The sequence below is a fragment of the Flavobacterium nitrogenifigens genome, assembly GCF_003254565.1.
Taxonomy (GTDB): domain Bacteria; phylum Bacteroidota; class Bacteroidia; order Flavobacteriales; family Flavobacteriaceae; genus Flavobacterium; species Flavobacterium nitrogenifigens.
In genome coordinates, this window is the sequence record NZ_QJRI01000160.1 from 18,537 (window position 1) to 31,415 (window position 12,879).

At 40.3% G+C, this 12,879-nt stretch carries 6 protein-coding genes; all 6 read right to left on the reverse strand.

All coding sequences use genetic code 11. The features are described 5' to 3' along the window. Positions 1-19: 19 nt before the first annotated feature. Entirely contained in the window at positions 20-2,002 is a 1,983-nt protein-coding gene (locus DM397_RS03070; RefSeq protein WP_111376131.1) for a glycoside hydrolase family 97 protein, read from the reverse strand. A gap of 542 nt (positions 2,003-2,544) precedes the next feature. After that, positions 2,545-3,477, reverse strand: coding sequence for an alpha/beta hydrolase (locus DM397_RS03075; RefSeq protein ID WP_111376132.1), 933 nt, complete (start codon positions 3,475-3,477; stop codon positions 2,545-2,547). Between the two features lie 20 nt (positions 3,478-3,497). Next, positions 3,498-5,390 carry a glycoside hydrolase family 97 protein gene (locus DM397_RS03080; protein ID WP_111376133.1) on the reverse strand — a complete coding sequence of 631 codons (1,893 nt, stop codon included), beginning with the start codon at positions 5,388-5,390 and terminating at the stop codon, positions 3,498-3,500. A gap of 10 nt (positions 5,391-5,400) precedes the next feature. Further along, on the reverse strand, positions 5,401-7,833 hold the full coding sequence (locus tag DM397_RS03085) for a sugar-binding domain-containing protein (protein ID WP_111376134.1): 2,433 nt from the start codon (positions 7,831-7,833) through the stop codon (positions 5,401-5,403). Positions 7,834-7,880: 47 nt separating this feature from the next. After that, positions 7,881-11,018 carry a glycoside hydrolase family 2 TIM barrel-domain containing protein gene (locus tag DM397_RS03090; protein ID WP_111376160.1) on the reverse strand — a complete coding sequence of 1,046 codons (3,138 nt, stop codon included), beginning with the start codon at positions 11,016-11,018 and terminating at the stop codon, positions 7,881-7,883. Positions 11,019-11,076: 58 nt separating this feature from the next. Continuing rightward, positions 11,077-12,729, reverse strand: coding sequence for an alpha-L-fucosidase (locus tag DM397_RS03095; protein ID WP_111376135.1), 1,653 nt, complete (start codon positions 12,727-12,729; stop codon positions 11,077-11,079). Positions 12,730-12,879: the final 150 nt, after the last annotated feature.

Sequence of the window (12,879 nt, forward strand, 5' to 3'; positions counted from 1 at the left end):
TCATTCCATGATATTTCAATTACTTTTCTGGATTAATTATAATCGCAAAACCGCCTCCAGGTGCCATCTGCACTTTCAGCTTAGCGGCATTTGTAACTTTAATTATTTCGCGCTTATAATCTGTAGGATCTTTTTCGGCATTCAAACCGTCTTTAAAAACTTCTGCTGTAAAGCTTCCTTTTTCAAGGAAAGATAAATCGATCTCTATTTCTCTAGCCGACCAATTGGTTAGTCCGCCTACAAACCATGTATTGCCTTTTTTTCTGGCAATAGCTGCATATTCGCTCACTTTTCCATCCAGCGCAACAGTTTCATCAAAAGTGGTTGGAATTTGAGATATAAATGTGGTGCTTTCCTGCTCTTTCATATAAGCTGTTGGACTATCTGCCATCATTTGCAGCGGCGCTTCATAAAGAACATACATTCCCAACTGATGGCATCTTGTACCTTGGCTCATAGGCAGTGAATTGCTTGGACGAAAATCTGCTTTTGTAGCATTGCGCATTGCTCCCGGCGTATAATCCATAGGGCCGGCCAGCATTCTTATAAAAGGTATGCTTGTTTCATAATGCGGCATGTCATCATGTGGTGTCCATTTGGCATTTTCCAATCCTTTAACGCCTTCAAAATTCACAATATTAGGATAGGTTCTTTGAATGCCCGTTGGCTTATACATTCCGTGATAGTCAATAAGAAGTTTATAAGAAGCCGCTTTATTGGCAATATTATAAAGAGAATTTACCATTTTTTGATCGTCGCGGTCTATGAAATCTATTTTAAAGCCTTTCACTCCCATATTCGAATACTTCGCAAATGCATCATCTAAAACCTGATTTATCGCATACCATGAAGCCCAAAGGATGATTCCGACATTTTTTTTCTTACCATATTCTATAAGCTCCTTAATGTCCATCGCAGGCGAAATCTTCAAGATATCCGTTTCTTCACTCCATCCCTCGTCTATCACCACATATTCAATATTGTTTTTAGAAGCAAAATCGATATAATATTTATAAGTCTGCGTATTGATTCCTGCCTTAAAATCTACTTTCGATATATTCCAATCATTCCACCAGTCCCAAGCAACTTTACCGGGCTTTATCCAGCTTATATCTGAAATTTGTGAAGGCGAAGAAAGTTTCTGAACCATATCATTATTCAAAAGCTCGCTGTCTTTTTCGCTTATTATGACTGCCCTCCAAGGAAAACTTCTGCTGCCATTTGTTTCAGCAATGTAGTTCTCTCTCTCAGAGACCATGTAATTCATTTTATTATAGCCTCCTAAACGTTCTTTTTTTGGATAACGGGCAAATATTCCCTTCAGGCCATATTGTGCCTCATTATTGCGTGTTAAGAACATCCCCGGATAATCTTGGAGTTCAGCCTCAATAATAGCTGCTTTTTTTCCATTCCCTAAATCAACAAGAAGCGGAGAAATAGCCAATGAATCTTTGACGAATTTAGAAAGCGGAATTTCATCATAAAGCGCTTCAAAAGCAGAAGTGTACATGTCTTTTTCTCTTAAATCGCGAACATAGGGCACAAAAGCTTTATGGTCTTGGCTGAAGTTAAAACTGGTTTCTTCAGATGCAATGGCAATTTTTTTATTCTTATTTGTAAAAAAACGATACGCTACACCATCATTATAGGCTCTTAGTATCAGTCCAAAATTCCCTTTAAAATTCACAATCAGCTGATTGTATTGGTCCACAACCGTTTTCTTTTTATAAACAGGCGTTTCAAAAGTAGTGTTGGAAGCCGATTTTTTAGTGCTAGTAATTTTAGCATTGTTTCCTAAAATCTCTCCGCTGCCCAAGGTTAGTGAAATAGCAGAAGGAGCAACGACTTCTGTATTGTTATGTTTTACAGACCATCGGATTTTGGTTCCGTTTTCTAAATCCATCTCAATCTTTCCGTTGGGAGATTTGAGATGAAGCACTTGCGCCGATCCGCTTGCCGATAAAAATATAAAAATAATTGCCTGTAATAAAGTCCTGTTCATTTGATGTGTGGTTATTCTAGTTAGTAATTACATGTTTTTTAGTGCGCTTTGAAAAAACTTAAAAAACGTTCGTGTAAGCGTTATCTCTTTTGGAAAACTATTTTGACATCTCGCTGCACTAATTCATATTGGTAATTTGAATTATAGCTTCGAAGTTTTTTCAACGGGCAAATTTGACAAGAAAAAATAGCTGAATACGGTACGATTTGTATTAAAAAAGGGCAATAATTGTTGTAATCATCAATATTTTAGACCATATAAAGATGAATCGATTGGTTTTCCAAAAAGATCTGCTTCCGCAAATAGATAGATAGTGGCTGAGAAATTAAATATAGGTTCTTGCCCGTTGGGTGCAATTGCTCCAAATTTAATTTTAACACATAGAAACATAGATTCAGAAAAGCTTAAAAAAGGCGTTTCACTAGTTTAAATGCACATAGCAGTTATATGAAAGAAATAAATTTCTCTTTTGGAGACTTTAAAAAACATAAAATCTATGTTCCTATGTGCTTAAATTTTATATACCAACGGGTTAGGTTCTTTTAATTGATCAAGCCTTTTGATTTAAGCCATCTGCCGCATGCCAGACTCCAATCAGACTCTGTGCCGCCAGATTTGCCAAGTCCATAGCCATGTCCTCCTTTTTCGTAGATATGGAGTTCGCAAGGAATTTTATTTTTCTTTAGCGCTAAAGCATATTCTATACTGTTTTCTACCGGTACAGCATCATCATTCATTGAATGCACTAAAAATGCTGTCGGAGTTTCACTATTGACTTGCAATTCGTTTGAAAAATTATTAACCTGCTCCGCTGATGGTTTTTCACCCAAAAGGTTGATTCTCGATCCCATATGTGTGATACCTTCACGCATTGATATTACAGGATATATCAGCAATGAAAAATCTGGACGCGCACTAGTCGCATCTGCATCATCATATGCTTTTGCATTAAAATGCGTAGAAAGAGTAGATGCCAAATGCCCGCCGGCAGAAAACCCCATAATGCCAATCTTTTTAGGATCGATTCCCCACTCTTTGGCCCTGCTTCTAACCAAACGGATAGCACGCTGTCCGTCTTGCATAGGACCAACCGATTTATCAGCCATTATCGCAGCATCTGGCAATCTGTATTTTAGTACAAAAGCCGTAATGCCAAGACTATTGAGCCATTGCGCAACCTGTTTTCCCTCATGGCCGATAGCCATTCCAGAATAACCTCCTCCAGGGCAGATAACAACGGCTGTCCCTGTTGCTTTTTCTGCAGGAGCAGGATACACATCTAATCTCGGATTTGTGACACGCTGCATCCAGCTATCGTCTGAATTGGTTTCTTTATAATCGGCATTAGCGATTGCGCCTGGCGCTTTCTTATCCCAAAGATTAATGGTTTTACTTTGTCCAAATGTTTTACCTGCTACCATAAGCATAATAAGCAATGCGATTCTAATTCCTTTTGTTTTCAAAATATCTTTCATTTTAATTATCAATATTCTAACTATTTTATTACGCCTGTAAATCCTCCTCTTGGCAGGCACTCAATTTTTAATACGGTGCCTTTTTTTACCTTTATTATTTCAGAAGAAAAAGATTTATCGTCTTTACCGTCTTTTATAAGTTCAAAACTATAAGTCCCTTTGCCAAGGAAATCAAATGTTACAGTTAAAGTCTGAGCCAGATCTTTACCGTTTAAGCCTCCAATGTACCATTTATCTGCCTTTTTACGGGCAATAATAACTTTTTCGCCGGGAAAGCCGTCAATTAATTGCGTATCGTCCCAACTTACCGGCACTTTTTTCAGAAATTCTTTGGCCGGTTCAGGCAATGATCTGTAGGCCGATGGCCTATCGGCAAAATGCTGCAGGCCTGATTCAAAAACGACTGCCAAAGCCAATTCGTGGCCATAAGAAGTAATATGCGGATGCTGTGAGTTTGAAAAAGTTACAGGAGTGTAATCCATCGAGCCTACTGCATTTCGAGTAAAAGGAAGCGTGGTATTGTGTACAGCCGCTTTATCTGTAAGTTCAGCCGTATTGTTGTACCATTCTGCTCCATAAACTGCCTCGGTGGACATCAGGTTCGGATAAGTTCTAGCCCAGCCTCGAGGAACAGTGGCACCATGAAAATTTACCATCAGATGATATTTAGCGGCATCTTCTAAAATAGCGATGTAGTACTGCATCATTTCTTGCTGGTCGCCTGCAAAAAAGTCGACTTTAATGCCATACACGCCAATCTTATTGAGCCACGAAAATTCCTTGGCTCTTTTTTCAGCCGTTTGCAAACGATCGTTTGGAGTAGGCTCCATCCAGCTTGTGCCAGAATTGTACCATATCATAGGTTTTATAGATTTGCTTTTGGCATAGTTTACCGCATCGATAATACTGCCTCCATTTGCCATTACATCCCATTCCCAGTCAATAAGCACGTACGGCCAGTTCATTTCAACAGCCAAATCGATATAATCCTTCACAATCTGATAATCCTTAGATCCTCGGTTGTTGGCCCAGTAGATCCAAGAAACGGCACCAGGCTTAATCCATTGGGTATCTTTCACGCGGCTAGGCGCACTTACATCTGTAATAAGAGTAGAGGCCACGATATCAGAAAGTTTTCCAATTATTACGGTATGCCATTGGGAGTGCCATGGCTGTTTTGATTGCACAGCAGAAGGATATGCAATTTGATATTCATCATCATTTGAAGTGCTCGTTAATCTGGCACCGCAGTTCCCCTCGCTGATATCAGCTTCAGAAATCAATGCCCACACTGGTTGGTCTTGAAGCTTATACAATGCTGGAAATCCATATTGCTGTGCCTTATCTGCTGCTGATTCGCCTGTTCTATAAGGGAAAAATCTTTCGTAAGAAGGATCGTATGGCTGCATCCATCGGTCTGCTTTTTTCGGCAGGCTGTATGTCGTAGCTTCTCCAGTAATGCTAAGTTTAGAATCGGAAGCATCAGGAAATACATAACGAAAGGCTACTCCGTTGTTATAAACCCTGAAAATGATATCTAAAGTCTGATTGTTTGTGTTTTTAAAATGAAATGTTTTTTCAACTGCTGTATTTTCGCAATGCTTGCGTTTGCCACAGATCATCTCGTAAGTGTCCTTCACCGAAACAGATTCAGATTGTCCAACAAACAATAGATTCCCCACAAACTGCTGATCTTCTCGTGTTATGCCTAATTTTGATTCGCGAACCACTTCTGAAAGTGTATTGTCGCTTTGGTATAAAACTTTATAAGAAACACCATCAGGCTTATTGTTATCTGGCAGGTTTAAAATAACCTGCATACGTCCATCAGGAGAACTGATCTTCTGGGCGTCTATACAGAAGGAACATAAAAAAAGGATTAAAAAAAGGCTTTGCCTTGCTGCTGATATCATATTCTTTTAATTAAATTGATGTAATAGTAATGGTCTGTGGCTGTAATCCATCTCCGGAAACGGTTACTTTGATTTCTCCTTTCTCGTGCGTGCTTCTCACAATTGCCAGAGCCCTTCCGTGCCAAGCTTTTCGAGTAAGAGATTGATAGGGTTCAAAATCTTTTAGATTGGCATTATCCACTCCTTGTATAGTTCCAGGCCCTTCAATTTTAAAAGTAAGGCGTCTATCTGCATTAGGATTCAAAACTCCTTCCCGATCCCTTAGTTCAACTGCAATATAGGACAGATCTTGTCCGTCAGCTTTGATCTCTTTTCGGTCGGCCACCAATTTAATCTGCACCGCCTCACCTGCTGTTTTCAGCGTAACGGATTCCTGTTCTTTTTCATTTGCTACACCAACCGCTCTTAAGCTGCCTGATGCATAAGGTACGGTAAAAACCGCTTTAAATTCTTGCTGCTCGCCCGTCTGCTTTTCTCCTAAAAGCTGGCCATTAAGATACAGTCTAACCTTTGGATATTTGGAATACACTTCGACCTCCACATTTTTCCCAGTATATTCAGTCCATGTCCAGCTTTCCCATGTAGGATATACCGACCACCACGTCTGCTTGATTTCCAGAGGTTCTGGTGCCGGCTCTCGAACTGCCATATAGAGTTTTTCTTTATCATTATAAAGCATTCCTCTATAATGTGCAATAGGTTTTCTCCATCCAATCAAATCTATATCTCCACAGTAAGCGCCGTGCCATGGAAAAAAATCATTCTCCCAATGCTCTCCAGGCACTTCTCCAGAATAATAGTAGCGTCCTATTCCAGATTCTCCCAGATAATCCATGGCTGTCCATACAAAGTCTCCAATGATGTACTTGTTTTTCTGCACTAATTCCCAGTTTTTAAAAGCATCTTTAGGATACGATTCTGTTTGGACTATAATTCTAGAGGGCACTCTTGTATGGTCTTGCGGCGCTTTGTCTAAGTTGTAGTTGTATCCCGCAACATCATGCTGAGCCATCAAAGGATCAAATATATCCCAATTTTTACCGCCATTAACAACGGCCGATGTTACCGGACGGCTTGTATCGATTTTCTTTATTTCTTCAGAAAGCATTTTGGCCGTATTCACTGCATCAGGATCTTCCCTTTCTGGTATTTCATTTCCAATGCTCCACATAAAAATACTCGGATGATTGCGGTCGCGCAATACCATGGCCTGCAAATCGCGTTTCCACCAGGCATTGAAATAGTTTGAATAGTCATATTTATTTTTACCAATCTTCCAGCAGTCAAAAGATTCGTCCATAACCAGCAAACCTAATCTGTCGCAAGCGTCTAGGAATGCTTCTGATGGAGGATTATGCGATGTTCTTACAGCGTTGAATCCGCTGGCTTTTAAAAGCTCCACTTTGCGCTGTTCTGCACGGTCAAAAGCAGCGGCGCCAAGAGCACCGTTATCGTGATGCACACATCCTCCGTTGAGCTTAATTGTTTTTCCGTTGAGCTGAAATCCATTCTCAGCTGTAAATTTAAGAGAGCGGATTCCAAAATCGACAATACTCTCATCAATAATTTTCTTCTGTTTTGCAACCTGCATCAAGACTTTATACAAAAAAGGCTGCTGCGGGCTCCAAAGTGCCGGATTACTTACTTTTATAAGCTGAGTCACGACTTTTTCGCTCTTTGGAGAAAGCACCACTTTTGTTTCATGACGTCCTGCGGTATTGGAATTCGGATTTTGGATTAATGCTGTAACGGTAATTTCCTGTAACGATTCGGTTTCATTCATCAGTTTTGTTTCCACGCGAACCGTTGCTTTTTTGGCAGAAATCTCGAAAGTACTGATTCCTGTTCCCCATTGCGCTATATGAACTGGATTGGTCTGAATTAGCCAGACATGTCTGTAGATTCCCGATCCGCTATACCAACGGCTATTCATCTGCTGCGAATTGTCTACACGCACAGCAATAACATTCTGTTCTCCATATTTGAGATACTGAGAAAGATCGTAGCTAAAAGAGGAATATCCGTAAGGATAAACGCCAAGCGATTTTCCGTTAATAAACACTTCGGAATTCATATAAACCCCTTCAAAATAAATCGCTGTTTTTTGGGTCTTCCAATTCTCTGGCACCGTAAAAGTCTTTCTGTACCAAGCGACTCCTGCGGGAAAATATCCTCCTCCTGCTCCAGTAGGATTCTTTGGATGAACTTTACCTTCAATACTCCAATCATGAGGCAGATCAAGCTTTCGCCAATCTTTATCATTGAAATTATCGGATGACGCTTTAGTTTCCTCTCCTAAAAAAAATCTCCAATCATCGTCAAAAAGCTGTTTTCTCTTTACGTTTTCCTGTGCATGCAGAGATAAAAAATTTAGAAGCAGCAGGCATAAAAACAGCATGCTTTTCTTTAAATAGTGTATGTGATGCAGAATTGAATTATTCATTTTTGTTATTTGATTTTATGCTGTTCTAAAATAATGCAGCTAAGACGCTACTGCTTTTGGAGATATTCTAAAGTAAATCCAAACTCATACGGTTTGCTGCCAGAATTGGTATATTTTTCCATTGTTTTTGCCCCCCAGGAATCATTGCCTCCAACACCATGTATATTTAGATCAATATTTAGGTTTATAAAATCGCGTCTGGCCAACTGATAGTCATGTCTGGCATTTTCCAAATCTTCTTCTGCATAACGCCAAGCGCGGAAATTCAGCGGCTGCAATCCCGTTACTTTAATACTGTTTCCGTCTGGAGATTCAAGAGAAAACCAGCGCACATCACTGCGATTTGCATTATCTTGCGGAGCTGGATACGGAACAATAAAATGTTCGAGATCTTTGTGATACGCTCCTAAAAAAGAAGCTGTTTTTCGGTCTGGGTAATTCTCATAAGGGCCTCGGCCATACCAATCTACGGCATTATAATTTTTGGAAATGCGCAGTCTCATTCCAAATTTAGGAATTTGTCCGATCGTATCGTTTAATGGCCTATAAAAAGCTTTTGTTCCTAATTTTCCATCTCCGTTGAGCTGATATTCCAGCGTATAATTGGCTCCAATACGAGGAAAATTGATATCAAACTTTACCGTAGCCAAGGTGTCTTGTTTAGTTATAGCAACCTTTTTAACCACTCTATCGGCTGTTGCGTTTTTCCATTTTGAGAATTCTTTTGAATAACCGCTCTGCTTCTGGTTGTCATTTGGCGTTTTCCAGAAATAAGGCTCCAAAGGTCCTATTAAAAGCTCCTGATCTTTAATCTTCCAGCTTGTCAAATCACCATTGGTTTTATCGAAAACAAAATTCATAGCATCCGTTTTAAGCTCAATAGCAGCAGGTGTTTCCTTTACTTTAACAGTCTTTGCTCCAGAAATATTGTTTTTCCACTGGTAAGGTTTAATGACAAACTGCTCGCGGGCGATGCAATAGCCTGTTTCTGCCCAAAGTGCGGCGTCTTTTAGCCTTACATAAATATTGAGGCAGATCTCAGAACAGGTTTTCTGTTCGTTCTGAAGATGTGGAAGATCAATAACAGAAGAAGCGCCTGACAAAACAGAACCAAAGTTCAGAAGGCCTTTCTGCAAAGATTTTCCTTCGCAGACATATTCATATTCGATATCGAAATTTTGAAGCGGCAGAAAATCAAAACGATTGGTGGCTTTAATGCTTGTTTTCTTTTCATCCTGCATCTGGAAAACGACAGGCTGATAGACTTTCTGCACCTCATAATAATGCGGATACGGTTTTCGATCAGAAGAAACAAGTCCTCTCATGACAAAATTGCCATCGTTGGGCTTGTCGCCAAAATCTCCGCCATACGCCCAGAATTCACTGTCTTTTAATGCATAATCGTCAGGATGCTGGGTAAGCTTAAACGGAGAACCATCTTTAGCTTTTGGCAGTCCGTGCTCGTCCCATTCCCAGATTGCAGCTCCGCATAGGCTTGGATCTGCATAAATTATATCCCAGTATTCCTGCAGATTGCCTCCAGAATTTCCCATAACATGCGCATACTCGCGCATAATTACGGGTTTGTCTTTGATCCTCTCGCCCAATTTCTTGAAATCCTCGGGATGCAGATAGCTGTCATCATAAAGATCTGATATTTCTCTGTGGGTATCCGAGAAAACCAGACGCGTCTTATCAAGTTTGCGGATGGTATCTGCCATTGTCTTCATATTTTCTCCTTTTCCTCCTTCATTCCCCAATGACCAGAAGATAACGCACGCATGATTTTTGTCTCTTTCAACAAGCGATACTGCACGTTCTATATGAGAAATTTTCCAGAGAGGATCTTCACCCAGCTCTTTATTCCCCAGACCGAAAGCATGGGATTCCTGATTCGCCTCGTCCATTACATAAAAACCGTATTTATCGCAAAGCTCATAAAACAGCGGATCATCGGGATAATGGCTTGTGCGTATCATATTGATATTGGCCTGCTTCATGAGCTCCATGTCTTTCACCATGACTTGGCGGCTGATATACCTTCCGGTACGCGGATGCATTTCATGCCTATTAATGCCTTTCAATTTCACCGCTTTGCCATTGATGTAAAATACGTCCCCGCGCACTTCAATGCTGCGAACGCCAAAATAGCATTCGGCTCTGTCTACAATCTCATTTTTCTTATTTTTAAGCTCTAGCACAAGCTTGTACAAATCCGGAGTTTCTGCCGACCACAGTTTCGGATTCTCTAGTATGGCGCTAATCGCAAAGGTGCTTTTATCGGATGATGAAACAGGCGCTTTTGCCTGAAACTGTTTTTCTACATAACCTCCTGATTTTGAATACCCGCTTATGGCTGCTTCAACTTTCAAGCCCGCAGAATTCTCTTTATGCCTGTTATCCAAACGGACATCGATGGCAACTTTTGCCTTTGAAAAGCTTTTATCCGGAACTGCTTTTACAAAATAATCTCCAATAAAAATTTTAGGTCTTGCAATCAGATCCACATCTCGAAATATCCCTGCCAATCGCCAAATATCCTGATCTTCCATATAACTGCCGTCGCAGTATTTGTAAACCTCTAGGGCCAGTTTATTTTCCCCTTTCTCTATATAGGGAGTAATATCGAACTCGGCAGGCGACATAGAGTTTTCGCTATAACCAACTTTATGTCCGTTTACCCACAGGTACATTGCCGACTGGACTCCACCAAAATTAATAAACACCTGTTTATCAAACCAATTATCTGGAACAACGAAACTTGTTGTATAACTCCCTACCGGATTCCTTTCTTTAAAAGCTGTATAATCTTTATCGGGCTCAGCGCTTACTCGCGGAATATCTTTTTTGAAGGGATAGGCGACATTGGTATAAATTGGCGTTCCAAATCCCTGCAATTCCCAACTCCCAGGCACCAGAATAGCATTCCAGTTATCTGTAGAAAAATCTTTGGCATAAAATCCAACCGGTCTAGACTGGGGATCAGCAGACCAGTTAAATCTCCACATTCCATTTAGGGACTTAAGCATTGGATTATTTTTTTTCTTCTCGGCAAGAAAACCGTAAGCATGGGGTTTTTCCTTATTGATCCCATTAACCGCTGGATTCTCCCAATCATTTACCAGCTGGGCATCTGCAATATTAACCGCAAGAAACACGGCAATGAGAAAGATTTTTTTTATCATGTCAATGGGTTTGAACATTTTTGTATGTTCCTAATTATTAATAACTTGTAACAGCGACTTAATACTGTATCTTAAAAACTACCGCTATGGCATTCGGCATAACTTTTGGTTTGGCAATTGCCAGCGAATCATTATTCTGTTTCCATGATATTTTTTCATTGCTTCCCAGCACTTTAATGCTTTTTATTTTTCTGTTTTCTTTTGCTTTGCCAAGAGATTTTACGATTATATCTTCTGAAGGCGCTCCCATAACCGAAACATAAAGCAGATTGCCTTTCTGGTTGAAACGAATGTCTTTCTCAGTTAAGCTGGCCTTACCTTCATTAAAGCCTGCATCTTTTATTGGATTGCTTGTCTCAGCAATCGGCCCTTCTCCAAAAACTTTCCAAGGGCGGGTATCAAAAATACTTTCTTTGTTTACATCCATCCATTTGGCTATATCTTCAAGAATTGCAATTTCTTTCTCATCAATAGAACCATCTCCGCGCACTGGAATATTTAACAGCAAGTTTCCATTTTTGCTGACAATATCAATAAGCATCTGAACAACCGTTTTGGCTGATTTATATCCGTTGTTGTCATAAATTGCCCTGCTGTAATGCCAGTCGCCAATACAGGTGCAGGTCTGCCAAGCTTCGTTTTGAATCTGGTCGGGCACTCCTCTTTCCACATCCCAAACCATACATTTTTTCTGTTCTGAAGTCAGCACTTTTCCAAATAAAACTGCTTCCAGCTTGTTATCATGGGACGCCATGTTGGTATTGTAGTAATGGGCCGCTATTTTCAGGCCTGCATCGCTTACAGGATAAAGCGGAAGTCCCGTATCATCAAAATAAAGAAGGTCCGGTTTGTAAATATTGATTAAATCCATCGTGCGGTTATAAAAATTCTCGCAATATTCTACAGAAGGAATAGAGGCTCCATTATCCCAGTTCCACTGTCCCCATAAAGAGGTAATGCTTTGCTCGCTTCCAGCGCTTAGCGGATGGTTTTGCGCATATAAAGCCTGAGGATCTAACCCTTCCCACCAAGTGCCAATTCCGTCTTTCTTGGTAAGTTTTCCATCGTAAGGAATTCCAGCATAAGGCCCTTTTTTGTCTGAACGCTGCGAAGTTTCAAACCAAGTCCAAGCATGAGCTGCATGAACACTTAATCCAAATGGCAATCCCTGTTTTTTAGCCGCCGCAGCCCAGCCTGAAATAATATCCTTTTTAGGACCGACTTTTGTAGAATTCCACGCTTGGTACTTGCTGTTCCATAAATCAAGATTGTCATGATGGTTGGCCATGGCAAAAAAATACTGTGCTCCCACCCGTTTATAAAGCGCTACAATTTTCTCAGGATCCCAGTTGTCAGCTTTCCAATCCTTAATAACCTCCTTAAACCCTGCTTTAGACGGGTGCCCGTAATGTTCTGCATGCCATTTGTACTGCGCTCCGCCTTCATCATACATAAATCGGCCATACCAATCTCCCTGCTCCGGCTGGCATTGCGGTCCCCAATGCGCCCAAATTCCAAACTTAGCATTACGAAACCATTCAGGAGTTTTATACTGCTGGAGAGATTCCCAAGTCGGTTTAAATTTTCCCGAAGCGACCTTTTCAGTGTTTTCTGTAACCGGCGACTGGTATTTTTGCTGTGCCTGTAAAAAACTGGCGCAGAGGATGCATAAAGCAGCAAATAATTGGTTTCTTTTATTCTTTTTATACATTTTGATTTTTATTTTTTGTTAGCCCTGAGCTAACGTGTTTTTAAATTTTTCTTTTCGGCTTTTATTGCAAAAGATTATTGGCTTTCTAATTTACCGTAGATTCTGCTGATACAGGTACATAATCTCTATATGAAAGTCCTAACAGAGATT

Bases quoted from the DNA above. Each gene is read 5' to 3' on its own strand.
- DM397_RS03070 (WP_111376131.1), bottom strand. From the start codon at position 2,002: ATGAACAGGACTTTATTACAGGCAATTATTTTTATATTTTTATCGGCA.
- DM397_RS03075 (WP_111376132.1), bottom strand. From the start codon at position 3,477: ATGAAAGATATTTTGAAAACAAAAGGAATTAGAATCGCATTGCTTATT.
- DM397_RS03080 (WP_111376133.1), bottom strand. From the start codon at position 5,390: ATGATATCAGCAGCAAGGCAAAGCCTTTTTTTAATCCTTTTTTTATGT.
- DM397_RS03085 (WP_111376134.1), bottom strand. From the start codon at position 7,833: ATGAATAATTCAATTCTGCATCACATACACTATTTAAAGAAAAGCATG.
- DM397_RS03090 (WP_111376160.1), bottom strand. From the start codon at position 11,018: ATGATAAAAAAAATCTTTCTCATTGCCGTGTTTCTTGCGGTTAATATT.
- DM397_RS03095 (WP_111376135.1), bottom strand. From the start codon at position 12,729: ATGTATAAAAAGAATAAAAGAAACCAATTATTTGCTGCTTTATGCATC.